Source organism: Mycobacterium sp. E2989, from assembly GCF_001667595.1.
In the GTDB taxonomy this organism is placed as follows: domain Bacteria; phylum Actinomycetota; class Actinomycetes; order Mycobacteriales; family Mycobacteriaceae; genus Mycobacterium.
Genome location: NZ_LZJX01000019.1, coordinates 36576 through 61796 on the forward strand (window position 1 = coordinate 36576; position 25221 = coordinate 61796).

General features: G+C 68.7%; 22 protein-coding genes. 9 read left to right on the top strand and 13 right to left on the bottom strand.

Annotation, left to right across the window (positions count from 1 at the left end; translation table 11 throughout):
• Positions 1–9: 9 nt before the first annotated feature.
• The 5 genes from gyrB to dnaA form a co-directional block, all read right to left on the bottom strand.
• The gene (gene gyrB / locus A5680_RS04920) at positions 10–2043 is read right to left on the bottom strand and encodes a DNA topoisomerase (ATP-hydrolyzing) subunit B (protein ID WP_055401399.1); all 2034 of its coding nucleotides are present in this window, start codon (positions 2041–2043) and stop codon (positions 10–12) included.
• 255 nt (positions 2044–2298) lie between these two features.
• On the bottom strand, positions 2299–2862 hold the full coding sequence (locus A5680_RS04925) for a DUF721 family protein (protein WP_067816758.1): 564 nt from the start codon (positions 2860–2862) through the stop codon (positions 2299–2301).
• Complete coding sequence (recF, locus tag A5680_RS04930; RefSeq protein WP_067816761.1) at positions 2859–4016, bottom strand: DNA replication/repair protein RecF; 1158 nt, start codon at positions 4014–4016, stop codon at positions 2859–2861. Before recF ends, A5680_RS04925 begins: the two co-directional genes overlap by 4 nt.
• On the bottom strand, positions 4017–5216 hold the full coding sequence (gene dnaN, locus A5680_RS04935; RefSeq protein WP_067816764.1) for a DNA polymerase III subunit beta: 1200 nt from the start codon (positions 5214–5216) through the stop codon (positions 4017–4019).
• Between the two features lie 525 nt (positions 5217–5741).
• Positions 5742–7265, bottom strand: coding sequence for a chromosomal replication initiator protein DnaA (dnaA, locus tag A5680_RS04940; protein WP_055401468.1), 1524 nt, complete (start codon positions 7263–7265; stop codon positions 5742–5744).
• Between the two features lie 601 nt (positions 7266–7866).
• Here dnaA and rpmH point away from each other — a divergent pair.
• The 9 genes from rpmH (at position 7867) to A5680_RS04975 (ending at position 14248) form a co-directional block, all read left to right on the top strand.
• Positions 7867–8010 (top strand): 50S ribosomal protein L34, encoded by a 144-nt coding sequence (rpmH, locus tag A5680_RS25015; protein ID WP_073880743.1) that lies wholly within the window; start codon positions 7867–7869, stop codon positions 8008–8010.
• Positions 8011–8033: 23 nt separating this feature from the next.
• Positions 8034–8396, top strand: coding sequence for a ribonuclease P protein component (gene rnpA / locus A5680_RS04945; RefSeq protein WP_055401407.1), 363 nt, complete (start codon positions 8034–8036; stop codon positions 8394–8396).
• A complete protein-coding gene (yidD, locus tag A5680_RS25020; RefSeq protein WP_082459775.1) occupies positions 8393–8728 on the top strand; it encodes a membrane protein insertion efficiency factor YidD in 336 nt (111 codons plus the stop codon). Before rnpA ends, yidD begins: the two co-directional genes overlap by 4 nt.
• A complete protein-coding gene (yidC, locus tag A5680_RS04950) occupies positions 8712–9821 on the top strand; it encodes a membrane protein insertase YidC (protein ID WP_082459776.1) in 1110 nt (369 codons plus the stop codon). The genes yidD and yidC overlap by 17 nt, the downstream gene beginning before the upstream one ends.
• Before the next feature lie 69 nt (positions 9822–9890).
• On the top strand, positions 9891–10460 hold the full coding sequence (locus tag A5680_RS04955) for a R3H domain-containing nucleic acid-binding protein (protein ID WP_067816767.1): 570 nt from the start codon (positions 9891–9893) through the stop codon (positions 10458–10460).
• A 59-nt stretch (positions 10461–10519) separates the two neighbouring features.
• Complete coding sequence (gene rsmG / locus A5680_RS04960) at positions 10520–11257, top strand: 16S rRNA (guanine(527)-N(7))-methyltransferase RsmG (protein WP_067816770.1); 738 nt, start codon at positions 10520–10522, stop codon at positions 11255–11257.
• An 80-nt stretch (positions 11258–11337) separates the two neighbouring features.
• Positions 11338–12234 carry a ParA family protein gene (locus tag A5680_RS04965; protein ID WP_156675011.1) on the top strand — a complete coding sequence of 299 codons (897 nt, stop codon included), beginning with the start codon at positions 11338–11340 and terminating at the stop codon, positions 12232–12234.
• Positions 12235–12257: 23 nt separating this feature from the next.
• On the top strand, positions 12258–13241 hold the full coding sequence (locus A5680_RS04970; RefSeq protein WP_067816773.1) for a ParB/RepB/Spo0J family partition protein: 984 nt from the start codon (positions 12258–12260) through the stop codon (positions 13239–13241).
• A 254-nt stretch (positions 13242–13495) separates the two neighbouring features.
• Positions 13496–14248 (top strand): hypothetical protein, encoded by a 753-nt coding sequence (locus tag A5680_RS04975; protein WP_055401415.1) that lies wholly within the window; start codon positions 13496–13498, stop codon positions 14246–14248.
• On the opposite strand, the gene A5680_RS04980 is transcribed toward A5680_RS04975, so the two are convergent.
• The 8 genes from A5680_RS04980 to A5680_RS05015 all read right to left on the bottom strand — a co-directional run bounded on the left by A5680_RS04980 (position 14245) and on the right by A5680_RS05015 (position 25151).
• Positions 14245–15465 (bottom strand): N-acetylmuramoyl-L-alanine amidase, encoded by a 1221-nt coding sequence (locus A5680_RS04980; RefSeq protein ID WP_055401417.1) that lies wholly within the window; start codon positions 15463–15465, stop codon positions 14245–14247. The two genes, A5680_RS04975 and A5680_RS04980, sit on opposite strands and share 4 nt — an antisense overlap.
• A 134-nt stretch (positions 15466–15599) precedes the next feature.
• Entirely contained in the window at positions 15600–15953 is a 354-nt protein-coding gene (gene trxA, locus A5680_RS04985) for a thioredoxin (RefSeq protein WP_067816776.1), read from the bottom strand.
• Positions 15950–16957 (bottom strand): thioredoxin-disulfide reductase, encoded by a 1008-nt coding sequence (gene trxB / locus A5680_RS04990; RefSeq protein ID WP_067816780.1) that lies wholly within the window; start codon positions 16955–16957, stop codon positions 15950–15952. Before trxB ends, trxA begins: the two co-directional genes overlap by 4 nt.
• A 92-nt stretch (positions 16958–17049) precedes the next feature.
• Positions 17050–17775, bottom strand: a complete 726-nt coding sequence (locus A5680_RS04995; RefSeq protein WP_067816783.1) for a hypothetical protein — start codon at positions 17773–17775, stop codon at positions 17050–17052.
• Complete coding sequence (sigM, locus tag A5680_RS05000; RefSeq protein ID WP_055401425.1) at positions 17768–18373, bottom strand: RNA polymerase sigma factor SigM; 606 nt, start codon at positions 18371–18373, stop codon at positions 17768–17770. Before sigM ends, A5680_RS04995 begins: the two co-directional genes overlap by 8 nt.
• 66 nt (positions 18374–18439) lie before the next feature.
• A complete protein-coding gene (gene murJ, locus A5680_RS05005; protein ID WP_067816786.1) occupies positions 18440–22048 on the bottom strand; it encodes a murein biosynthesis integral membrane protein MurJ in 3609 nt (1202 codons plus the stop codon).
• Positions 22045–24420 (bottom strand): hypothetical protein, encoded by a 2376-nt coding sequence (locus tag A5680_RS05010; protein WP_067816790.1) that lies wholly within the window; start codon positions 24418–24420, stop codon positions 22045–22047. The genes murJ and A5680_RS05010 overlap by 4 nt, the downstream gene beginning before the upstream one ends.
• Positions 24417–25151 carry an NUDIX hydrolase gene (locus A5680_RS05015; protein ID WP_055401431.1) on the bottom strand — a complete coding sequence of 245 codons (735 nt, stop codon included), beginning with the start codon at positions 25149–25151 and terminating at the stop codon, positions 24417–24419. Before A5680_RS05015 ends, A5680_RS05010 begins: the two co-directional genes overlap by 4 nt.
• Positions 25152–25221: the final 70 nt, after the last annotated feature.

A 25221-nucleotide genomic window follows, 5' to 3' on the forward strand; every position in this document is an offset into this window, starting at 1 on the left:
CTGACTGCGTCAGACATCCAGGAAGCGAACGTCTTTGGCGTTGCGGGTGATGAAGCTGCGGCGGGCATCGACGTCTTCGCCCATCAGGATGGAGAACAGTTCGTCGGCCGCCGCGGCGTCGTCCAGCGTGACTTGACGCAGTACACGCACCGACGGGTCCATCGTGGTCTCCCACAATTCCTTCGCGTCCATCTCACCCAGACCCTTGTACCGCTGGATGCCGTCCTCTTTGTTGATCTTCTTGCCGGCCTTGAGCCCCGCCTCGAGCAGGCCGTCGCGTTCGCGGTCGGAGTATGCGAACTCCGGGTCGCTGCGCTGCCACTTCAGCTTGTACAGCGGCGGTTGGGCCAGGAAGACATGCCCGTGCTCGATCAGCGGCCGCATGAACCGGAACAGCAGCGTCAGCAGCAGGGTCGAGATGTGCTGGCCGTCCACGTCAGCGTCGGCCATCAGGACGATCTTGTGGTAGCGCAGCTTGGTGATGTCGAACTCGTCGTGGATGCCGGTTCCCAGCGCGGTGATGATCGCCTGGACTTCGGTGTTCTTCAGCACCCGGTCGATGCGGGCCTTCTCGACATTGATGATCTTGCCGCGCAACGGCAGGATCGCCTGGAACATCGAGTCGCGACCGCTCTTCGCCGAGCCGCCGGCCGAATCACCTTCCACCACATACAGTTCCGACTTACGCGGGTCGGTGGAGCGGCAGTCGGCGAGCTTGCCGGGCAGGCCGCCGAGGTCCGTGGCGCTCTTGCGGCGCACCAGTTCGCGCGCCTTGCGCGCCGCGATCCGCGCCTGCGCCGACGACACCGCCTTGTTCACAACGGTTTTCGCCTCCGAGGGGTTGGCCTCGAACCAGTGCGTCAGCTGTTCGTTGCACACTTTCTGCACGAACGACTTGACCTCGGTGTTGCCCAGCTTGGTCTTGGTCTGGCCCTCGAACTGCGGCTCGCTGACCTTGACCGAGATGACCGCCGCCAGCCCTTCCCGGATGTCATCGCCGGTGAGGTTGGGGTCCTTGTCCTTCAGCAGCTTCTTGTCTTTGGCGTACTTGTTCACCACCGATGTCAGCGCGCTGCGGAAGCCCTCTTCGTGGGTGCCGCCCTCGTGCGTGTTGATGGTGTTGGCGAAGGTGTGCACCGACTCCGAGTAGCCGCCGTTCCACTGCATCGCGATTTCGACCTCATGGCCGGTGCCCTTGCCGTCGAAGTCGATGACGCTCTGCTGGATCGGGCTCTTCGTGCGGTTGATGTGCTTGACGAAGTCGACCAACCCGCCGGGGTAATGGAACGTGCGGTGCTTGACCTTATGCGGCGCAGTCGATTCCGCGGCCTTTTCCTCGGCGGACTTGGGTGCCTCGGCGGTGTCGCTGACCACCTCATCGACGACCTCGTCCTGCTCGACGCGTTCGTCGGTGAGGTTGATGGTGAGGCCCTTGTTCAGGAAGGCCATCTCCTGGAGCCGGCGCGCGACGGTCTCGAAGTCGTATTCGAGAGTTTCGAAGATCTCGGGATCGGCCCAGAACCGGATGGTGGTGCCGGTCTTCTTGGTGGCCTCGCCCTGCTTGAGGGTGCCGGGCACGGCACGGTCGTAGTACTGGAACCACTCGTGCCCGTCGCGTTTGATGTTGACTTCCAGACGGGTGGACAGCGCGTTGACCACCGACACACCGACGCCGTGCAGCCCACCGCTGACGGTGTAGCCGCTGTTCTCGCCGCCGAACTTGCCGCCGGCGTGCAGCTGGGTCATCACCACGTCGACGGTGGGCGCGCCGGTGGCGTGCATGGCCACCGGGATGCCCCGCCCGTCGTCGGTGACCTCCACGCTGCCGTCATCGAGGAGCCGCACATCGACCTTGGTGGCGTAACCGGCCATCGCCTCGTCCACCGAGTTGTCGACCACCTCCCAGATGAGGTGGTGCAGACCGCGCTCACCGGTGGACCCGATGTACATGCCGGGGCGTTTGCGGACGGCCTCGAGCCCTTCGAGCACGGTGATCGCTGACGCGCCGTATTCGTCTTGCGCCTTCTTCTTCTGGGCAGCCACGGTCGGAATGCTCTCCTTGGGGTTTCATGCGGGCGGTTCCAGTCACCGCATCAGCCGCATCCCGCCAGTCTACCGTGATGACCCGCCCGCACCGATTCTCTGGGCGCGTTTCTACCCAGCTAACTGCGCCGTGCGGACGATTTCTTTATTCCGGCCGCGTCCCGACGTGCGTCAAGCCACTTCACGTCGTCCTAGCGGCTTTGAGCGGCCTGTTGATGAAGGCCCGGTTGGGGATAATCGGTGCCGGTCGAGACCCTAGCCGTAAGTATCGCGCGGACCCCGGCCGGCGATGTGGCGTGGCCCCTTGCGCCACGACGGGGCAGCCGGCCCGGCGATTTTCAGCGACGTCACCACCCCGTTGCCGACGGCCGCGGCGATCTTGGCCAACAATTGCGACTGGATCATCCGCAGCTGGGTGGCCCAGGCGGTGGATTCGGCCGTCACGCTGAGCACCCCGTCACTCAACGCGGTTGGCGTCGCGTGGTCGGCGATCTGCTGGCCCACCACCGCCGGCCAGTTTCCGATCACGGTGCCCTCGGCGACTTGCGCCGACCACCCGCGCTTCTTGGCCAGGTCCCGCGCCAACCGGCCCAGCGGTTGCGGATCGCGGGCGTCGGGTCCCGGCCCCGACCAGCTGCGCCGCTGCCCGGCGACCCGCCGGGTGGACGGCGGCATCGCACGCCCCCGGCCGGCGTCCTTCCCTTGGGCGCGGGCCGCCGCGCGCGCTTCCTCGAGCGTGCGCCGGACCAAGTCGATGCCGCGCAGCAGGCCCGGATCGTTAGCGGCGGACCCTTGTTCGTTGTCGTCGGCGTCGGTCACGGCCGCACCGCCGATACCCGGCCCTGGTCGTCGTCGCGCAATTCGACATGGATCTGCCTGGCGTCCCAGCCCGCCGGGATGTCTTCCAGCACGGCGGCGGTGACCAAGACCTGCTCCGCCGATTCCGCCACCGTCGCCAGCGCCCGGCGCCGGGCCGTGTCCAGTTCGGCGAACACGTCGTCGAGCAACAACACGGGTTCGGTGCCGTCGGCCCGCAACAACTCGTACGAGGCCAGGCGCAGCGCCACCGCGAACGACCACGATTCCCCGTGGCTGGCAAAGCCTTTCGCGGGCTGATCGCCCAGCCATAATTCGAGATCGTCGCGATGCGGCCCCACCAGACACATGCCGCGGTCCAGTTCGGCATCGCGACGCTGCGCCAACGCGGCCAACAGCGCCGCCTCGAGGAACTCCCGGTCGCTCCCGCCGCCATCGGCCGCCCCCTGCGCCCCGAGGCTGCTGCGGTAGGCGATCGAGGCCGGCCGTGACGCCGGGGCCAGCAGTTGGTACGCCTTCTCCACCTCCGGGGCCAGTTGGTTGACCAGGTCGATGCGCGCCGCCATCAGCTGCGCGCCGTGTTCGGCCAGCCGGCTGTCCCAGACGTCGAGGGTGTCGAGCGCGCTGCGGTCGCCGCGGTAGCGGACGCCGGCGGCGGACTTCAACAATGCGGTGCGCTGGCGTAGCACCTTCTCGTAATCCGCGCGCACCGCGGCCACCGCCGGCCGCCGCACCGTCGCCAAATCATCGAGGTAGCGGCGACGATCCGCCGGATCCCCGCGCACCAGGGCCAGGTCCTCCGGAGCAAAGAGCACGGCGCGCAAGACCCCGATTACCTCGCGCGTGCTGCGCACCGGTGACCGGTTCAGCCGCGCCTTGTTCGCCCGTCCCGCCGCGATTTCCAGGTCGAGCGCGAGCTCCCTGCCCTCGTTGACCACGATCGTCGACACCACCGCACGATCCGCGCCGGCCCGGATCAACGGGGCGTCAGTGCCTACCCGGTGCGATCCCAACGTCGTCGAAAACCAAAGTGCCTCAACGAGATTCGTTTTCCCGAAACCGTTCTGACCGACGAACACCGTCCGGCCCGGCTCCAGTTCAAGGTCGGCGTGCGCCCAGGACCGGAAATCGCGTAGTCCCAAATGCCGGACGTACACCTATCCGGGCAACCGAACTGGCATCAACAGGTAGACGTAATCCGTCGGCAGGGCCGCGAAGGGCCCGTTGCCGGTGGGGGAGCTGTCATCGGCCGAGGCCGGCCGCAGCAATGCCGGCTTGCCCGGGGTGGTGAATCCGAAGGACACCCGCTCCGAGTGGACCGCGGCCAGTCCGTCGGTCAGGTAGGTCGGGTTGAACGCGATCGTCAACGGTTCGCCGACGAAGTCCACGGCCAGGTCCTCTTCGGCGCGGCCAACATCGTCGGCGCCCGCGGACAGCCGCAGCGAACCCTCGGAGAATTCCATCCGCACCTGCGCGCCCCGGTCGGCCACCAACGCCACCAGCTTGATCGCCTCGGTCAGCTCGGCCACGTTGATGGTCGCCACCGCCGTGTGCTCGGCGGGCAGCAACTGGCGGAACTTCGGGAACTCCGCATCGAGCAGCCGCGTCGTACTGCGCTTGCCGTTCCCGCTGATGCCGAGCAGGCCGTCCTTGCCGACCCCGCTGCCCGCGCCCAGCGACAGCCGAACCTCGGAACCATCGGCGCCGGCGCGCGCCGCCTCGGCCAACGTCTTCGCCGGCACCAGCACGGCGGCCTCGATGTCGGGCGACGATGGCGACCAGGTCAGTTCACGCACCGCCAACCGGAACCGGTCGGTGGCGGCCAAAACCACCTTGTCGCCCGAGATCTCGACCCGGATCCCGGTCAACATCGGCAAGGTGTCGTCCCGGCCCGCGGCGATGGCCACCTGGCTGATGGCCTCGGCGAACACCTCGGCCGGCAGGGTGCCGGTCTCTTCCGGCAGGGCCGGCAGCGTCGGGTAATCCTCCACCGCCATCGTCGGCAGCGAGAACCTCGCACTCCCGCAGTTCAGCGCGACCCGATTCCCGTCGACGTAGAAGTCGACGGGTTTGTTGGGCAGCGCCCGGGTGATGTCCGACAACAACCGCCCTGACACGAGAACGCTTCCCGGAGAAGCGATTTCGGCTGCGACTTGCGCTTCGGCCGACACCTCGTAGTCGAATCCGGAGATCGTCAGGCCCTCGTCCGAACCGGACAACAACACCCCCGACAGCACCGGCACCGCCGGCCGGGCCGGCAGATTCTTCGCCACCCACGACACCGCGTCGGCGAAAGACTCCCGTACCAAACGAAATTTCAAGTCGCTGAGGCCAGCTCTTGTCGTCGCCGCGTCCATAGCGTCCCTTCAACTACCCAGCGTTTCAAGTCCAGTGGCTAGCCTCCCCCCGCTAGCTTGGGGCTCCGCCACGAACGTCACTGACATGTGATGCCAACGACGACCGCAACGGCAGTCGAAGAACAACCGTAGATCGTCGGAGGCCATCTTGAAAGCTAATCGCCAAGGCCGACAAGCCGGGTTCCCGACGGCCCCGCGGCGCGTGTTCAACGGGGCGTCCCCAGCGCTGTATTTCAAAGAAGAAACGACGAATAGATCTCAGTACTAGTAATAAGGCCTGTGCATTCTGGGGATAGCGACAGCGCGCCGCAGCTAGGGCGGGGATCGGCCTGTGGAGCATGAGGTGCATAAGTGTGTGGCTCGTGTGGGGCCGTTGGGGAGCAAGGGCGGCTGTGCACGGCGCCCGGCTTAGTACACCGGTGTTTGATTGCGTTTTGCACAGTCCTGCGCACAACCGGCGGGTGTGGCGGGTGTGACAGGCGTGCGGGAAGTTTTTTGAAAAAAGTTGCGCGGCGGGGCGCCGAATCAGCGCTTGGAGCGCTGGCGGATGCGAGTGGTGAGCTCCTTGACGTGATCGAAGACCTCACGCCGCTCGGCCATCTCGGACAAAATCTTGCGCTGGGCGTACATCACGGTGGTGTGGTCGCGGCCGAACGCCTGCCCGATTTTGGGCAACGACAGGTCGGTGAGCTCGCGGCAGAGATACATCGCGATCTGCCGTGACTGTGCCAGCGCGCGCGTCTTGCCTGGGCCGCGCAGTTCTTCCACGGTGGTGTCGAAGTATTCGGCGGTAGCGGCCATGATGGTCGCCGCGCTGATCTGCATGGTGCTGGCGTCGGCGATGAGGTCGCGCAGCACGATCTCGGCCAGGGCCTTGTCGATCGGCGTCTTGTTCAACGAGGCGAACGCGGTGACCCGGATGAGGGCGCCCTCGAGTTCGCGGATGTTGCGCTCGATGCTGCTGGCGATGAGTTCCAGTACGTCGTCGGGCACCGCAAGGCGCTCCATTTGCGCCTTCTTGCGCAGAATCGCGATGCGGGTCTCCAACTCCGGGGGCTGGACGTCGGTGATCAGGCCCCACTCGAATCGGGTGCGCAAGCGGTCTTCGAGGGTGGCGAGCTGCTTGGGCGGCCGGTCCGAGGAGATCACGATCTGCTTGTTCGCGTTGTGCAGCGTGTTGAAGGTGTGGAAGAACTCCTCCTGGATACCTTCCTTGCCCTCGATGAACTGGATGTCGTCGACCAGCAGCACGTCGACGTCGCGGTAGCTGCGCTTGAAGGCGACCTTGCGGTCGTCGCGCAGTGAGTTGATGAAGTCGTTGGTGAATTCCTCGGTGGACACGTACTTGACCCGCATCCCGGGGAACAGTCGCTGCGCGTAATTGCCGGCGGCGTGCAACAGGTGGGTCTTGCCCAGACCGGACTCGCCCCAGATGAACAACGGGTTGTAGGCGCGCGCCGGCGCTTCCGCGATCGCCAGGGCCGCCGCGTGTGCGAAGCGATTGGACGCCCCGATGACGAATGTGTCGAAGGTGTAGCGGCGGTTCAGGCTCGTCCCGCCGGCGACGGCGGGGTCGGCCGGATGCGGGCGCTCGGTGAAGTAGTTGGGCCAGCTCTGCGGCGCACCGTCGGGGGCTTCGCCGTTTTCGTCGGCTTCCTCGATGTCGACGGCCTCGTCGTCCGGTGCCTCGGGTTGGGCAAACGGTTCGGCCTGCGCGATCACGGCCTCGTCGTCATCGTCGGGCGGCGCGATGCGCACCCCGAGCTGAATCTGTTGGCCGAGGCGGCGGCTGAGTGCGTCGGTGATCGGGGCGCGCAGATGACGTTCGATCTCGTTCTGGACGAAACTGCTCGGCACCGACAGCAGGGCGAAGCCCTCCACGATGGTCAGGGGCTGGACCAAATTCAGCCAGGCCCGCTGCTGCGGGGTGAGGGGGGTGATCAGCGTGGTGCGGTTGGCGGCGACGCCGTCCGGGGTGGATTCTCCGTTGAGTTCCGAGACGACCGCGTTCCACACGGTCGTGAAACCTGAACCGGGGTCATCGGTCAACGACGCATCCCCCTGGTTCTCGAGCATCCCGGGTCGAAGTACAACCACGCCTGCCGACAAAGCAACTGTCCACATAGTTATACACAGGTGTGGACAGGATGAGCGTATGCGAGCCACAACCTACCGGCGACGGCTCGCGATCTCCGTGCTGGAAGAGAACCTTTTCAAAGGCTGTCTAGGCAGCTAGTCGACCCACCATCCTCGCTTGTTTGTCGAGCGCCGTTGCAGTCTAAAACGACACTGGCAGAAGCTAACAGTTTTCCGTGCGGCTGCCAACCGTTCTGCTGCATTCCAATCGGGTTGTTTAGGGTTCGGTGGGCCTCGTTCGGCTCGACGCCGGCGCGCAACCCCGTGCGGGCCGGTCGGTGAGGCCGAGGTTTTGCGCCGGGATCGAGCGGCTGCGTTGTGGCAGGCCAGGTTTGACCAGGCGAAGCGCGGTCAGTACCCTCAAACAGTCGCCCGAAAGTCGGCGATGCGGCTGCGACCCAGGTCTGCCTGGGGACCGCGCCGGCCAGCAGCAAGATTACCTCCGACCGACCCGCAGACGAGCGAGACGTCTGGCCGGCCGGATGGAAATGCGAGACACAACGAGGAGACCGTCGTGGCCAAGGGCAAGCGGACATTCCAGCCGAACAACCGGCGCCGAGCCCGCGTGCATGGCTTCCGGTTGCGGATGCGTACCCGCGCCGGACGCTCGATTGTGTCGAGCCGGCGCCGTAAGGGGCGCCGCGCGCTATCTGCCTGATCGTAACGTCGGGTTCTTCGGCGGTGCTTCCCGCACGCAACCGCATGAGGCGGTCAACGGAGTTCGACGCGACGGTGAAGCACGGAATCCGCGCGGCGCAGCCCGACGTGGTGGTGCATCTCCGGCGCGCGGCCGATCGTGACGCGGCGACGGCTCCCCGCGTGGGATTGATCGTGGGCAAGTCCGTGGGCTCGGCGGTGGAGCGCCACCGGGTTGCCCGCCGGCTGCGGCACGTCGCGCGTTCCGTCCTGAGCGAACTGCACGACTCCGAGCACTTGGTCATCCGGGCGCTGCCGGGCAGCCGGACCGCATCCTCGGCGCGGCTGGAACAGGAGCTGCGCCGCGGGGTGCGGCGGGCCCTCGAGACCGCGGGAGCGCACCGGTGACCCCGCGGGCCGTCCTGCGCACCGTGGGCACCGCGGCCGCGCGGGGTTTGATCTCGCTCATCCAGCTGTACCGGCACATGGTCTCGCCGCTGCGGCCGGCGACGTGCCGGTTCGTCCCGACCTGCAGCCAGTATGCGGTCGACGCGTTGACCGAGTACGGATTGATGCGGGGGAGTTGGTTGGCCGCGGTCAGGCTTGCCAAGTGCGGACCCTGGCATCGGGGCGGATGGGATCCGATACCGGAACGTCCGGGTTGCCAGATGAACTTCGAAGAAGCCAGCGACGCGTGGGCCCGCCCGGCGGCGCGAGGGGAGAGTGGAACTCTTGTTTGATTTCTTTAGCCTCGACTTCGTCTACTACCCGGTGTCGTGGATCATGTGGGCTTGGTACAAGTTGTTCGCCGCGATGCTGGGGCCGTCGAACTTTTTCGCTTGGGCGCTATCGGTGATGTTCCTGGTCTTCACCCTGCGCGCCCTGCTGTACAAGCCGTTCGTGCGGCAGATCCGCACCACCCGTCAGATGCAGGAACTGCAACCGCAAATCAAGGCGCTGCAAAAGAAGTACGGCAAGGACCGCCAGCGGATGGCGCTCGAGATGCAGAAGCTGCAACGCGAGCACGGGTTCAACCCCATCCTCGGCTGCCTGCCGATGCTGGCGCAGATCCCGGTGTTCATCGGCCTGTATCACGTGTTGCGGTCGTTCAACCGCACCACGGGCGGCTTCGGTCAGCCGCACCTGTCGGTGATCCAGAACCGCATGACCGGTAACTACGTCTTCACCCCGACGGACGTCGGACACTTCTTGGACGCCAATCTGTTCGGCGCACCGATCGGCGCGTTCATGACGCAGCGGACCGGGTTGGACGCCTTCACCCACTTCAGCCGGCCGGCCGTCATCGCCGTCGGCGCGCCGGTAATGATCCTGGCCGGCATCGCGACCTACTTCAACAGCCGCGCATCGGTGGCCCGCCAGAGCCCGGAGGCCGCGGCCAATCCGCAGACCGCGATGATGAACAAGCTTGCGCTGTATGTGTTTCCGCTCGGCGTGGTCGTCGGCGGACCCTTCCTGCCACTCGCGATCATCCTGTACTGGTTCGCCAACAACATCTGGACGTTCGGTCAGCAGCACTACGTGTTCGGCATGATCGAAAAAGAGGACGAGGCCAAGAAACAGGAAGCGCTGCAGCGCCGAGCGGCCAACGCGCCGGCACCGGGGGCCAAACCCAAGCGCAATGCGAAGGCGGGCCAGCCAAGCGGCGATGGGTCGCCAACCGCCGGGGTGGGGGAGTCCGGCCCCGATGCCGCCGACGGCGCGGACGCCGCGGCGAAGCCCGAGGCGACCAAGCCGAATCCCAGTGGACAAAACGGTGGCACGCCCAACCGCACGCCGCGGCCGGGCGCGCGACCCAAGAAACGCAAACGCTGACAGAGCCATACCGGGCGGGCCGGGAGGACCACCCGATGGCAGGGACCCGCGGATGAGGGAGAGAAAGACATGACCGACGCAGACACCACGACCGAGCACGACGTGGACACCGAACTCGACGAGCAGCCGTCATCCGAGAATGGCGCGGAGGCGGGCGCGGACGAAGTCGACGACCAGGAAGAGCGATTGGTCGCCGAGGGTGAGATCGCCGGCGACTACCTGGAGGAGCTGCTCGACCTGTTGGACTTCGACGGCGACATCGACCTGGACGTCGAGGGCAACCGCGCCGTGGTGAGCATCGACGGCAGCGACGACCTGAACAAGTTGGTGGGTCGTGGCGGCGAGGTGCTCGACGCGCTGCAAGAGCTCACCCGGCTCGCGGTGCATCAGAAGACCGGAGTGCGTAGCCGGTTGATGCTCGACATCGCCAGTTGGCGCCGCCGCCGCCGCGAGGAGCTGGCGGCCCTGGGCGACAAGGTGGCGCGGCGGGTGTTGGAGTCCGGCGAGCGCGAGGAGCTATCCCCGATGACGCCGTTCGAGCGCAAGATCGTGCACGACGCCGTCGCCGCGGTGCCCGGGGTGCACAGCGAGAGCGAGGGCGTGGAGCCCGCGCGCCGCGTCGTCGTCCTCTACGACTAGCGAGTTACAGGCGTGTAGTTCCGACGCCAAGGCCCGTCGCGCGTCAGGCAAAGCAGAGGATGTTTCACGTGAAACATGTCGGCCCGGTCGAACCCGCGGCGGACAGCTCTGCCCCGCACGGGCCCGGCGCCGCCCCAGAGGCCGCCGCAGCGATTTTCGGTCCGCGCATTGACCTCGCGCGGCGCTACGCGGAAATGCTGGCCGGCCCCGGAGTCGAACGGGGCCTGCTCGGCCCGCGCGAGGTGGAGCGGATCTGGGAGCGGCATATCCTCAACAGCGCCGCCGCGGCCGAGCTCCTCGAGCCCGGCGAACGGGTCATCGACATCGGCAGCGGCGCCGGCCTGCCCGGCATCCCGCTGGCGCTCGCGCGGCCGGACCTCGACGTGGTGCTGCTCGAGCCGCTGCTGCGCCGCAGCGAATTTCTCAGCGAGGTCGTCGACCAACTAGGGTTGGCCGTCGAGGTGGTCCGCGGCCGTGCCGAGGAACTGTGGGTTCGTCATCAGTTCGGGGAAAGGGATGCGGCGGTGTCACGAGCGGTTGCGGCGTTGGACAGGTTGGCGAAGTGGAGCATGCCGCTGCTGCGGCCGGGCGGCCGGATGCTCGCGATCAAGGGGGAGCGCGGCCGCGACGAAGTTGAACAGTATCGGCGTGTGATGGCTGCATCGGGCGCCGTTGATGCCAGGGTGGTGACATGTGGCGCGACCTATTTGCGTCCCCCCGCAACCGTAGTTATAGCCCGGCGCGGAAGGCCGCCGCGCCATCAGCCGACACGGATCGGGAAGGCCGGAAACCGATGAGCAATCCGGGAGAATCGCCGACGGTCGCCGGAGCGCCGCCGAGCGTCACCCACACCCCGGCGCCCCCAGCGCCTGCCCCCATGGGCGATCCCACCGCAAATGTTTCACGTGAAACAGCGGACGAATACGACACCCCGATCGGCGCCGCCGCCGAACGGGCGATGCGGGTCCTGCACACCACGTATCCACCGCTGCGCCGGCCGAGCCACCGTCGAGTGCTCACCGTCGCCAATCAGAAGGGCGGGGTGGGCAAGACCACCACCGCGGTGAATCTCGCCGCCGCCCTCGCGCTGCAGGGCCTCAAGACGTTGGTCATCGACCTCGACCCGCAGGGCAACGCCAGCACGGCGCTCGGCATCACCGACCGGCAGTCCGGCACGCCGTCGTCGTACGAGGTGCTCATCGGCGAGGTCAAGGTCAAGGACGCGCTGCGGCGCAGCCCGCACAACGAGCGCCTGTTCTGCGTCCCGGCCACGATCGATCTGGCGGGCGCGGAGATCGAATTGGTGAGCATGGTTGCGCGCGAGAACCGGTTGCGGACCGCCCTGGCCGACCTGGACGACCTGGACTTCGACTACGTCTTCGTGGACTGCCCGCCGTCGCTGGGATTGTTGACCATCAACGCGCTCGTCGCCGCGCCGGAAGTGATGATCCCGATCCAGTGCGAGTACTACGCGCTCGAGGGTGTGTCACAGCTGATGCGCAACATCGAGATGGTGAAGGCGCACCTCAACCCGCGGCTCGATGTGTCCACCGTGGTGCTCACGATGTACGACGGCCGGACCAAGCTCGCCGACCAGGTGGCCGAAGAGGTGCGCCGGTACTTCGGGGCGAAGGTGCTGCGGACGGTGATCCCGCGCAGCGTGAAAGTATCCGAGGCGCCCGGCTACAGCATGACCATCATCGATTACGACCCCGGCTCGCGCGGGGCGATGAGCTATCTCGACGCGAGTCGTGAACTCGCTGAGCGTGACTGACCACCATTCGTGAAGGGACGACCATGACGCAGCCACTACGCAAGAAGGGCGGCCTCGGCCGGGGCCTGGCTTCGCTGATCCCGACCGGTCCCGCCGAGGGTGACTCGGGTCCCGCGACGCTCGGCCCGCGGATGGGGGATGCGGCCGCGGACGTCTTGATCGGCGGACCGGGACCGGACCTCGCCCCGGCGGGCGCGGTGTATCGCGAGATCGCCCCGGCCGACATCGAGCCCAACCCCCGCCAGCCGCGCCAGGTGTTCGACGACGAGGCGCTGTCCGAACTGGTGCACTCCATCCGCGAGTTCGGGCTGCTGCAGCCGATCGTGGTGCGAGCCGTCCCAGGCGCCAAGACGGGCCCGCGGTATCAGATCGTCATGGGGGAGCGGCGCTGGCGGGCCGCCCAGGAGGCGGGACTGGCCACGATCCCCACCATCGTCCGCGAGACCGGCGACGACAACCTGCTGCGCGACGCCCTCCTGGAGAACATCCACCGGGTGCAGCTGAACCCGTTGGAAGAGGCGGCGGCATACCAGCAGCTGCTCGACGAGTTCGGCGTCACCCACGATGAACTCGCCTCGCGCATCGGGCGGTCTCGCCCGCTGATCACCAACATGATCCGCTTGCTCAAGCTGCCGATCCCGGTCCAGCGGCGGGTGGCCGCGGGGGTGCTGTCCGCCGGTCATGCGCGCGCCCTGCTGTCCCTGGAAGCCGGGCCCGAGGCCCAAGAGGAACTCGCCAGCCGGATCGTCGCCGAGGGCCTGTCGGTGCGGGCCACCGAAGAGGCGGTGACACTGGCCAATCGGGCCGGCGCCACCGCCCCGGCCCCCCAGCGGCGCAAGCCGATCCAGATGCCCGGCCTGCAGGAGGTCGCCGACCGGCTGTCGAACGCCTTCGATACCCGGGTGACGGTCAGCCTGGGCAAGCGCAAGGGGAAGATCGTGGTCGAATTCGGCTCGGTGGACGATTTGCAGCGGATCATCGACATGATGACCGCCGCCAAGGCCTGACCCGCCATACCCTGTAATTACGTCACTGTGACACCGGGGCGGTCACGAACGCGCAACAACCGAGCCTGATTACGAAAGCGCATGCGTTTCAACGATTTTCGGTAACGAACCGGCCGCGGGCGTAACGGGTGCGGCGGTCCGCCACCGTGATCGGCGCCTCGACGACAAATCTGGCCCGATAACGACATACTCTCCTATCCTGGAGGGGTTGCCGGTGCAAAAGGCTGCAGTACCGCACAGGAGCCAGGAGGCTAGTGTCCGCTCGAATCACACCGTTGCGCCTCGAGGCCTTCGAGCAGCTTCCCAAGCACGCGCGCCGCTGCGTCTATTGGGAAGTCGACCCGGCGACCCTCGGTAACCAGGACCACCTCGCGGACCCGGAGTTCGAAAAGGAAGCCTGGTTGTCGATGGTCATGCTGGAGTGGGGGTCCTGCGGCCAGGTCGCGACCGCGGTCGCGGACGAGAGAAGCCAGAGCGAGCCGCCGTGCCTGGGCTACGTGTTTTACGCACCGCCGCGCGCGGTGCCGCGCGCGCAGCGGTTTCCCACCGCGCCGGTGTCCGCGGACGCGGTGCTGCTCACGTCGATGGGCATCGAGCCCGGGCAGGCCACCGACGACCTGCCGCACGGACTGCTCGCCCGGGTGATCGACGAGCTGGTCCGGCGTGGAGTCCGGGCCCTGGAGGCCTTCGGTCGCACGCCGGCGGCTTCGGAATTGCAGGACCCGTCGAAGGCGAGCCCGGATGTGCGGCCGGTGCTGGAGGCCGTCGGTGACTGCTCGGTGGACCACTGCGTGCTCGACGCCGAATTCCTACAGGACGCGGGATTCGTTGTGGTGGCGCCCCATCCGTACTTTCCGCGACTGCGGCTCGAATTGGACAAAGGCCTGGGGTGGAAGGCCGAGGTCGAGGCGGCCCTGGAGCGCCTGCTGGAAAACGCGCAACTGCAGGAGCCGGTCGGGGCGGGGTCTGCGGCAGGAAATGCGTTGCGGGGCGGCGAGATCGGTTAGGAGCCGCCGAGCCGGCTGGCCCGGTCCACGGAGAGTTCGTGGGCCAGCAGTTCGGCGAAGGTGAACGTGCCCGTGGGCCGGTCGTTCTTGCCCAGCAGGTAGAGCCGCTTCACCGCGGCGAGGATGCCTTCGGCAATCGCGTCGCGCGTTTGGGTGGAGACCAGCATCGCGCGGTCCTGGGGATTGGTGATGTAGCCGACGTCGACCTGCACTGTCGGCATCCGGGTCAGACGCAACAGATCCCACGTCCGGCCATGCGTCCGGCAATCCCGTAACCCGGTGCGGGCCACCACTTCTCGCTGGATGAAGTCCGCGAGATTGCGTCCGATCGTGGATACCGAGCCGTGCGAGTTTCCGAAATGAAAGGACGCCACGCCGTTGGCCGACGGGCTGGGCTGGTTCTCGCAGCGCAAGCTGATCATCAGATCCGCCCCGACGTTGTTGGCCGTGGCGGCGCGTTCGGCATCCGACGGGCTGCGGTTCGCCGGCCGCGACAGGAAGGTCTCCATGCCGATGGCGGTCATCCGCCCCTCGAGCCGGCTTGCCAAGTCCCACAACACATCCGCTTCGCTGACCGGACCCGATGGGCCCTGCATCAGCTCGCCGCGGTCGGTGCCGCCGCGGCCCGGATCGATGATGATCCGCTTGCCCGACAACTTGGGTCCCGACCGGCGGACCAGCTCCTCCTCGCGGATCGCGTGCGGTGAGCCACCGGTGACGCGGGAGCTGAGAAAGTACAAGGAGCGCAACGTTTCTGGACCGCAGATACCGTCCGCGGCCAACCCGTACTCACGCTGGTAGGACATCAGCGCGTTGTGCGTCTGCAGGCCGAAGTGCCCGTCGACCAGGCCGGTGTAGAACCCGAGGTCCTGCAGGCGCGCCTGCAGGGTGGCCACGTCGTCCCCATACAGCGGGGCGCCGAACTGGTGATACAGCGTGCGCGCGCCCAGCCGGTAGGACGCCTCCTTCAGGGCGCGGTAGGTGGCCTCGCCAACAATGCCGTCGACCAACAGGCCGCGGTGCTGCTGGAAGGCCCGCACCGCCTGGTCGAGTTCGGCGTCGAAGACCTCGAGGGAAACGTGGCGGCCGGTGGTGAGGTCTTCCTCGGGGCTGTCCAGCAGCCCTAACGCCGCCAGCGTAGCCCGGATTTCGGTCACAGCCGCGCTGCGGTCACCACAGCGCAGCGCATCGCCGTATTCACGGCGCGGACTCGACATACCAAAGGCCCTCCGGGACACACTGACAGGCTCGCATCTGGGCGACAGCTACCGGATATTGTCGCAGACGCTTCGCCCATTCGGGAAAACCCCAGGCTGAACGCGGGGCGTGGTGTGGCGAATTTGGAACGAAATCAGCTGAGGTTGGGGACTGCGTCGGAGAGCTCGCGCAGCAGGGCCGCCTTGCCCTTGGCGCCCACGATCCGTTTCACCGGTTGGCCGTCTTTGAACAGGATCATGGTGGGGATCGAGACGACCTGGAAGTCCCGCGCGGTTACCGGGTTGGCGTCCACGTCGAGCTTGGCGACGGTGAGTTGCTCGCCGCGCTCACTGGCAATCTCTTCGAGCACCGGCGCGACCATCTTGCACGGCCCGCACCACGTCGCCCAAAAGTCAACCAGCACAGGCTTATTGCTGGACAGCACCTCCGTGGAAAAGGATGCGTCAGAGACTTCGATTGTGGCTCCGGCCTTTTCGGCGTCGGTCATTGAGGTGCTCCAATCATCTCGGTACTGCCCGGAAATTCGGTGGCGTCGTTTTGCGCGGCCGAGCTGGAATCCACGTGGTCGGCCAGCCAGCGTTCGGCGTCGATGGCCGCCGCGCAGCCGCTGCCGGCGGCCGTGATGGCTTGGCGGTAGGTGCGATCCACCAGATCCCCGGCGGCGAACACCCCCTCGATCGACGTGGCCGTGGTGCGGCCCTGCACCAGCACGTAGCCCTCGGGGTCGGTGTCAAGGACGTCGCGCACCAGTTCCGAGCGCGGGTCGTGGCCGATGGCCACGAACACTCCCGTGACGGGCAGGGTGGATTCCTCGCCGGTGACCGTGTCGCGCATCCGCAAACCCGTCACCGTCTGGTCCCCTTCGACGCCCAGCACGGCCTTATTGGTCACGATGGTGATCTTCTCGTTGGCCCGGGCGCGTTCGAGCATGATGCGCGACGCGCGGAACTCGTCGCGGCGGTGCACCAGGGTGACGCTGCGCGCGAAGCGGGTCAAGAAAGTGGCTTCCTCCATCGCCGAGTCCCCACCGCCGATCACGGCAATGTCTTGATCTTTGAAGAAGAACCCGTCGCAGGTCGCGCACGAACTCACCCCGCGCCCCAGCAGCTCCTGCTCACCGGGCACCCCCAGATACCGCGCCGCCGCGCCCATGGCCAGGATGACCGCCCGCGCCCGGACGGTTTCGCCCTCGGCGGTGGTGACCGATTTGACCGGCCCGTCCAACGAGACCGATTCGACGTCTTCCATCCGCAGGTCGGCGCCGAAGCGCAGCGCCTGCTCGCGCATCTGATCCATCAGCTCCGGACCGGTGATGCCGTCACGAAAACCCGGGAAGTTCTCCACCTCGGTGGTCGTCATCAACGCGCCACCGAACGACGTGCCCTCGAAGACCACCGGCGCCAGCTGCGCCCGCGCCGCGTACAACGCCGCGGTGTATCCGGCAGGACCCGAACCAATGATGATCACGTCGTGCACAGTGTCGGCGGTCATAGATCCCTTTCAAACGATCGTCCCTGGATTCGTACAAACGCCAGCGTAGGCATGGCTGTTCCCGGGCGAGTCGGACAACCCATGGGACCACACTAGGGGCGGGGGACCTGGGTGCTGGCCAACAAGCCGGTATCGGCGGCGCTGCAGTTCAACGCGACCGCGTAGACCGCGAGGCTGTGGGGTGTGTCGCCCGGCACCACCAGCACGATCCCGGGGCGGGCGTTGATGTCGACCCGCCGCGCGCCCAGCACCTGGGTGGACGCCGGGTAGCCCAGGCCGGTGAGGCAGGAGGCGCGCCGCGCCGGGTCCGCGAGCGGGCCGTAATCGGGGCTCTGCCCGAGCAGGCCGAGGATTTCGTCCTGCGACAGCGGGATCGTCATCGGCGGCGTCGACACCGTGATGTGCTCGGCGGTGACCGGCGTGCTGGGGGCCGGCTCGGGCGCGTTGATCAGAGCCGCGGTGCCCACACCGACCGCGGCGAGCATCGCGCCGACGCCGACCACCCCGGCGGCCACCCGCGCGGGACCGATCCGCGGCCGGGCCGAGTGGCCGGCCGGGCCGGCGTCTGCCGAATCCAGCGCCGCCGCGATCCGGGCGGTGACCTCCGGCGGGACGTCGGGCGCCGGGTCCGCCCCCAGCGTGGCGACGTCACAGCGCACGCGGTTCAGGGCGCGCAGGATCTGCTCCGCCTCCGGGTCATCGCGGACCCGCTGCCGCACGCGCGCCGCGGACTCGTCATCGAGCAGGCCGGCCTGCAGATCGGCGAGAAGCTCGACCGTCAGGGGCGGCTCGTCGGCCTGGTCGTCGGCTTCACTCATCCGCCCCAGTGTCCGTCATGCGCCGCTTGACGGCCATCGGCGGGTCGGGCGCGGCGTTCAGATAGCCGAGGAGTTCCGCGAGGCGCACCCGGGCCCGCGCGCAGCGACTCTTGACGGTGCCCTCGGCGACGCCCAGCAGCGCGGCGGTGTCGGCCACGGAGTAGCCCTGCATGTCGACGGCCACCACCGCCGCCCGCTGCTCGACCGGAAGCCGCATCAGGGCGCGTTGCACCACCATCGCGGTCTCGACCTGGGCCGTCCGATCCGCCACCGCGTAGACGTCCTCCAGCGGGGCGGTCGGGTGCGCCTTGATGCGGCGCAGCCGGTCCAGGCAGGCGTTGACGACGATGCGATGCAGCCAGCTGCCCACCGCGGCGTCATGCCGGAACGCGCCGGCGCCGCGGTGCGCCGAGAGCATCGCGTCCTGCAGCGCGTCCTCGGCGTCCTCGGCCGTGCGCGTGGTGAGCCGGGCCAGCCGGTGCAGCTGTCGTCGATGGCGAAGGAACAGCTCGCCGAAGGCGTGGCGGTCGCCGGCGACGTGTGCTGCCAGCAGCTCGGCGTCACTGCGTTCGCGCTGGATGTCTCGCCGGGAGCCCACGGCCGGACAGTAACCAATCGCCTGCGGGCGGGCACTTCACCACCGCGCGGATATGTTGAAGCGCCGTCAGGAGGCGGCCTGGACCGTGATCTCCGAGAATCCGGCCTGGCTCTTGCCGTTGGTCGTGCCCAGCGTCGAGATCCACACCAGCAGGTTCGACGTCGGTGCGCCGGCCCGGACCGGGATGACGTTGTGACCCGGCTTGAGCGTGAAGGCCGGCGCCAACACGGTGGTGTCTTTCAGCGACGACGGCGACGCCGTGGCCGACGAGCGGATCTCGACCTTCGTCCCGCTGCTGGGCGTGTCGATGCTGACCTGCCCGACCACCGTGGGGTTCGGCAGCTGCAGCATGAGGCCTTCGCCCTGCTTGAAGCTGGGGAACGGAACCGCGTCGGTGTAGACCTCGGTAGCCCAGGCGGTCGAGGGATCACCGTCGATCGCCTGCCCGGCCGTGTCCGCGTTGTCGGCGTCACCGTCGGGGGAGTAGACCGTCGCCTTGGTCGGCTTGACGACGCTACCGGCGGCCGCGGAACTACCGGTCGACGACGAGACGGACGACGACGGGCCGTTCAGCCCGAGCTCGTCCTTGTTGAGGCCGCCGCCGACGTTGCCGAAGATCTTGCTGACCACGGATGCCAACACCAGTAGCGCCACGATGATGACGGCGAGGCCGGCGCCCATGCCGATCAGCAGGTTGCGACGCCGGCGCGCGAACGCCGCCTCGTCGTGCCCCGCGGACTCGCGGGCGGTGGCCGGCACGGGCGAATCGTCGATCGGGCCCAGCACCTCGGTCCGGTCGGCCACCGCGGTCGCTTGCTGCAGCAAGTTCAAAAGCGTTGAGGCGCTGCGTATCCCGCCGTCCTCTTGAACCGCCCGGACCGCGACGGCCGAAATCTGGAAGGGGATTTCGCGGTCGATGACCATCGGTTCCACCGGTTGACCGGTCGAATCGCGTTCGGCCGGGGCGAGCCCGCTTCGCACGCTGGACTCCGTCAGCGGCCACCGGTTGACCAGCAGCGCGTAGAGCGCGGCACCGATGCCGCGGATGTCGCCCTGGGGGTTGGCGTCGGGCATGGTCGCGGGGTACGCGAGGACGACGTCGCCCTCGATGCTGACGCGCACCCGGCTCGGGTGATCGATCGACAACGCGACGCCGGCCCGGTGGGCCGCGTCGGCGGCCGCCGCCAACGACTGCATGGCCCGGACGGCGCCGACGGGCGACGGCGCGGTGTCCGCCACCTCCTGCAACGAGCCGCCCCGCACCCACTCGGACACCACCAGGCCGCCGTGGCCGCTGTGGACCACGTCGAGCACCCGGGCGATGCCCGGCTTGTCGATGCGGCTGAGCCGCAGGGTGCGGGACAGGATTTCCTGCAGCACCTCCTCGGGCAGCGCCCCGTCGGGGTCGACGAAGGTCAGCGCCACCTGCCGGTCCAGCGCGGTGTCCAGCGCCTGCCAGAACTGCAGCGGCGGGGCGCCGCCGTGGAACACCAGCAGGCGATACCGCCCGCCGGCGATGCGGGCGCCGGGAACCAGGTGGACGTCGTCCGCTGGCGGGTCACCGCCGCGCTCCCGGGGCGGTTCGAACGGGGCGGGCCCGCGCCGCGATTCGGGCGCGACGTCACCGTTGCGCTGGTCGGCCTTGCGGGGCGTCGGCGGCGGGGATTCGCGGTCGGCGGGGATGTCGGGCTGGAAGTCGTCGGCAACCGGTCGTGGCAGCTCGGCGCCCGACGCGGCGCTGTCGACAGGGCGGTCGGTCACCTCCGGTCCTTTCGCTATCCGGGCTGGGGTTGCCCGCTCCGGAGATCTGCGCTGGATCGGCTCCTGGACCGCATTTACCCCAGGCGGGGACGAATTCCTCTGCTCAGGGTACGTGACCGACGATCCCTGCGGTGTTACCGGTTTGCGGGTGGCCGGCACGCGGCCGCCGAGACGCCGCCTGACGACGTCCAGCGCGGCCCGCGCCTCGGGGACATCAGCGCGGAGCATGACCGCGGCCATGATCGGCAGCATGATCAGCCCCAGGATCAGCAGGCGCAGCAGCGAGCCCGCGCCACCGCCGTGCGCGGTCAGCCGGTCGAGTCCGGTCAACCGGTCGGCCACATGGGCCACCAATCCGGCCAGCAGGGAGGCGGTGATCGTGACCAGGATCGTGCGCAGCTCGCCTTTGCCAATCAGCTGGCCCCCGGTCGGCAGCAGGGTATGCCGCAACAACAGGTAACCGATGATCGCGCCCGCCAGAAACCCGATGCCGTTCGCGAGCCCGAGATAACCGGCCACCAACTTCGGGTCATGGGTCAGGTGCGGGGCCAGCACCGAGCCCACGATCTTGACCGCGGTGATGACGAGGATGATCACGATCGGCGTCCAGGGCTGCTCGCGTGCGTAGAAGACGCGGAGCTGAAGCAGCACCAACCCGTACGGGATCAACGTGAACGCCGAGAGCGCGATCGCGGCGCCCAGGTAGCCGGCGTCGACCCCGCCGAAGTGACCGTAGGCGAACAGCGCGCTGCCGATCGCGGGGCCGCCGACGGTCATGAACGCGACGATCGGGATCAGTGTGATCAGCGTCAGGCGCGTGGCCAGCGACAGGTCGGCGAGCACCGCCTTGGTGTCGTCGGCGGCGGCGTTGCGGCTCAGCCGCGGCATCACCACGGTCAACACCGTGACGCCGATCATGCCGAACGGCAGCATCAACACCAGCCAGGTGTAGTTGTAGATCGCGGGGCCCGACGCCGCCGCCGTGCTGGCGATCTGGTTGCCGACCACCAGGCCCAGCTGGCTGATCAACACGTAGAGCACCATCGCGGCGGCCATCGTGCCGAAGCGCTTGAGCCGCTCGTCGATTCCCCACAGCGGGCGCAGGTCGACGCGTTGGCGCCGCAGCGCCACCAGCAGCACCGCGGTCTGCGCGAAGACGCCGAGCGTGGTGCCGATGCCGAGGACCAGCAGCTTGGTGTTGCCCATCCGAACGGGGTCGACCGACAGCTCGCCGGGCACCGCCGCGTACACCGCCAGTGTCACGAGGGCGACGACGTTGTTGACCACCGGCGCCCACGCCGTGGGCCCGAATACGTTGCGGGTGTTGAGGATTGCCATGAAGACCGACGTCAGCCCGTACGCCAGGACCTGGGGGAGCAGCAGGTAGGCGAACGCGGTGGTCAGCGGCTCGTTGACCTGCGGGACGCGGCCGAGCATGAGCCGCACCAGCAGCGGCGCGGCGAGCACCGACAGCGCGGTCGCCAACACCAGCAGCGCCGTCGTCAGCGTGACCAGGCGCCGCACGAACGCCGCGCCGCCGTCGGGGTCGCTCTGCTCGGCGCGGGCGAGCACCGGCACGAATATCGCGGTGAAGGTCGCCTCGAGGACAAGGGCGGCCACCAGGTTCGGCAGCTGGTTGGCCACCGAGAACGCGCTGGACAGCGCGGCGCCCAGGATCGCCGCCAGCAGAACTACCCGTGCGAAGCCGGTGAGCCGGCTGACCAGCGTGGCGAACGCCATCGCCCACGACCGCGACACCAGCGCGGCATCGGACAGTTCGGGGCGCCGGCGATCGACGCCCGCAGGGACGGGTGGCAGGGGGCCGGTGGGCGGCGAGCCGGGGGTTCGGGGTCGCCGCGGCGGCTGCGGCAGGCGGTGGTGTTGCCGCGCGGCCTGCCCGTGGGCGGGATTCATACTCGGTGCTCGTGTTCGACCCGGTCGTCGGCCGCGTCGTGCGCGCCCGCGGACCTGGCCCCCGGCGGATCGGGCCGGTCCAAATCGGCGCGGTCGGGCTGGCCGCGAAAGCGGTGCCACAGTCGCCGCCCGGCCAGCAACACCAGCACCGCCGCGGCCGTCATGGTGATCGCGAACAGGACCTTGCCGTAGGCATTGGAATGCACCGACAGGCGCACCGGGTCGCCCAGCCGCATGCCGTCCGGGGTCCGCAACGTCACGTCGATGGCGACCCGCTGGGTGAAGTTCACCTCGATCGGCACCCGCAGCGGCAGGTATCCGGGCGGCAACTCGATCTGGCCGACGTCGGTGACGGTCATTCCCGGTGGGGCGTCGACCTGCAACCGCACCCGGATCGGGACGGCCAGGCCGTTGTGCAGCGCCAGGGGGAGCGGGCTGTGCTCGGTGGCCAGGGTGTAGGAGCCGCCCGGGTTGACGATCGTGACGGCGCCGAACAGATCGTTGATCGTCTTGCCGACGACGGCCAGGCGCTGCTGGGCCATCCCGTTGCGGGTGTCGGGGGGCTCGGATTGGCTCAGCGCGCGCAGCATGTCTTCGCGCAGCGGGGCGGTGTACTGGATGCCGGTCAGCCCGGTGCGTTCGTCGGTGCTCAGCGCCGACGTCAGCCCCCACAGCCGGCCGACCTGCCCGGCGACCGCGGCGGTGACGTCGTCGTCGAAGCGGCCGCGCGCGGAGGTGTCGGCGCCCACCGGTTCGGACGGCTCGGTGCGGGCCGCGGCCTCGGCGACCACCGCCGGCAACGGGCGCGGGACCGCCAGGCCGGAGCGGATGCTGGTGGTCAGCGCGGTCAGGATGACGTGCGCGTCGTCGGCCTGCAGGTTCCAGGTCGCCGGCGGGACCAGGATCTGGGTGCGCGGCGCGTCGTCGTGGCGCAGGGCGTGCCAGAACATCGAGCCCAGGGCGTCTTGGCGGCGCGCGGTCACCGAGTCATGGGACAGCCGGACGCTCAGCGAGGGGTCCAGGTAGGTGGGGATCGCCGGTGAGCTTCCCGCGCCGGCCAGTGCGGCGCCGACCGCCGGGTCGAAGGGGGCGACCACCACTTGCGGGGAAACGCGCCGGGGCGCGGTGTCGACGTTGGCCTCGGCGGACGCGTCCGTCGCGGACAAGTTGGCTGCGGCGACAGCGACGGTGCTCTCGTTGGCGCCGAGCAGGTTGACCGCGCCGTTGGTCAACGGCCCGTCGGGCAGCAACGTGGCCCCCCGCACGGATGCCACGTCCAGGATGCGGTCGACGATGCTGTTGACGCCGGTGGTGGCGGCGGCGCTGAGCCCCCGATCGTTGACGCGCTGCAGGGCTCCCAGGTCGGCTTGCGCGTAGGGCAGCGGCGCCACGCAGGTGCGGTGCGCCAGGGCCCGCAGCCGGTTGAGCCACTCGACCGCGGCGGCTTGCCCGGCGCCCGGATGGGTCGGCGTGCCGGGGAGTTGAGCGGGGCCGTCGGGCGAATCGGACACCACGTAGCCGGCGGTCATCGCGTTGATGGTGACCAGCAGGTCGGGGTCCACGGCCAAACAGAGTGCCCGGCCGACGGCGCCGTCGGGGTCGACGTCGTGGCTGGTGGCGACTTCGGCCGCCGACAGCAGGACGTCCAGCCGGCCGCCGCTGGCCAGCGAGGTGGCCAGGTCGTCGTCGACCAGGCGCACCGGGATGGTGCCGCCGGGCACACCGGGCGCGAGCCGGGGCCGGTCGGCCAGCGGCCACAGCATCGTGATCCACACGGGTTTGGACGTGTCGGGCGCGACGGCCGAGCCCAGATCACCGCCCTGGTCGGGGGGCACCCCGACGACGGGCAGCAGGAAGCGCGCGTTGTCGAGCCGCGCGGGGGCGCCGTAGTCGGGCGTGGCGTTGACGTTGACCAAGACCGGGTAGATGCCGGGCTGGTCGATGCCCAGCGACTGCTTGGTCAACGAGCGCAGCGGCGCCGACAGGGTGAAGCCGACCTGCTGGCCCCGCTGTAACTCGGGAGCGACCGTGAGGAAGTCGGCGGCGGGCTGGTATTGGTCGGTGTCGCCGTCCAGGGTGGTCCGCAGGCTCGCCGACGCGGTGACCGCCCCCGCGTGTTCGAGCCGGACCATCACGTCGCGGACGGGGCGGTCACCGATGTTGGTCACCATGCCGCTGACGGTGACGACGGGTGGACTGGACGTGGTGACCACGTCCGGGGTGACTTGGTCGATGCGGACCCGGACGAAAGGTGTGGTGCCGGGCTCGCCCGCACCCGCGCGCGGCATGACGGGACCGGTGAGCATCGCAAAGCCGGCCACGATGCCGATCACCGCCGCGAGGCGCAACAGGCAGAGTCGGGATGCCGTCACGGCCCGGGCCCGTGGCCGTTCTTCCGGCTGGTGGCCGGCTTGTCGGCGTGCCGGGTCCGCGAATGCGTTTGCGGGCGGCGCCGGGGAGAGGTCGGCGGCAGCGGCGGCAGCGCGGCGGGGCCGTCGCTCTGCAGCTTGTCGATCAGCTCGTCGGCCACGCGGGCCAGACGACGTTCGTCGGCGTAGGCCAGCTTCGACGGCAGCTCGTGGATGGGTACCCAAGCCACCTCGGCCACTTCGAGGTCCTCGTCGGACAACTCGCCGCCGGAGAAGCGCATCAAATAATGGTGGACCGTCTTGTGGACGCGGCGGCCGTCGGTGACGAACCAGTAGTCGATGCGTCCCAGCGCGGCCAGCACGCTGCCGCGGATGCCGGTCTCTTCGGCGACCTCTCTTATAGCGGTCTGTTCCGCGGTCTCACCGAGTTCGATGTGGCCCTTGGGCAGCGACCACAACATCCGCCCTCGCCGGTCGACGCGGCCGATCAACGCGGCGACCTGGGCGTCACGCGGACCGTCGAGGCCGTCGATGACCAAGCCCCCGGCGGAGGTTTCGTGCACGGTGCGCAGCCGATCCGGCGCGCGGCGAGGCGAACGGGATCGGCGCGATTTCGTCGCCGTCGAGTCCGCGGGCGCTTGGCCGTTCGTCTGGTTCTCGGTCGAACTTGCCGCCCCACGACCGCGCCGCCGCCCCCGGCGTCGACGTGGCTTGCGTTGTTCGCCGTCCGACACCCAAGCGATAGTAGCTGGCACGACATCGTCTCCCAGGACATACTCGCCGCTAGCGGGCCGCGCGATGGCG

Excerpts from the sequence above, each read along its gene's own strand:
- dnaN (WP_067816764.1), bottom strand. The coding sequence starts at position 5,216 with ATGGACGCGGCGACGACAAGAGCTGGCCTCAGCGACTTGAAATTTCGT.
- A5680_RS04955 (WP_067816767.1), top strand. The coding sequence starts at position 9,891 with ATGACCGACGCAGACACCACGACCGAGCACGACGTGGACACCGAACTC.
- rsmG (WP_067816770.1), top strand. The coding sequence starts at position 10,520 with ATGTTTCACGTGAAACATGTCGGCCCGGTCGAACCCGCGGCGGACAGC.
- A5680_RS04965 (WP_156675011.1), top strand. The coding sequence starts at position 11,338 with ATGGGCGATCCCACCGCAAATGTTTCACGTGAAACAGCGGACGAATAC.
- A5680_RS04970 (WP_067816773.1), top strand. The coding sequence starts at position 12,258 with ATGACGCAGCCACTACGCAAGAAGGGCGGCCTCGGCCGGGGCCTGGCT.
- A5680_RS04980 (WP_055401417.1), bottom strand. The coding sequence starts at position 15,465 with ATGTCGAGTCCGCGCCGTGAATACGGCGATGCGCTGCGCTGTGGTGAC.
- trxA (WP_067816776.1), bottom strand. The coding sequence starts at position 15,953 with ATGACCGACGCCGAAAAGGCCGGAGCCACAATCGAAGTCTCTGACGCA.
- trxB (WP_067816780.1), bottom strand. The coding sequence starts at position 16,957 with ATGACCGCCGACACTGTGCACGACGTGATCATCATTGGTTCGGGTCCT.
- A5680_RS04995 (WP_067816783.1), bottom strand. The coding sequence starts at position 17,775 with ATGAGTGAAGCCGACGACCAGGCCGACGAGCCGCCCCTGACGGTCGAG.
- murJ (WP_067816786.1), bottom strand. The coding sequence starts at position 22,048 with ATGAATCCCGCCCACGGGCAGGCCGCGCGGCAACACCACCGCCTGCCG.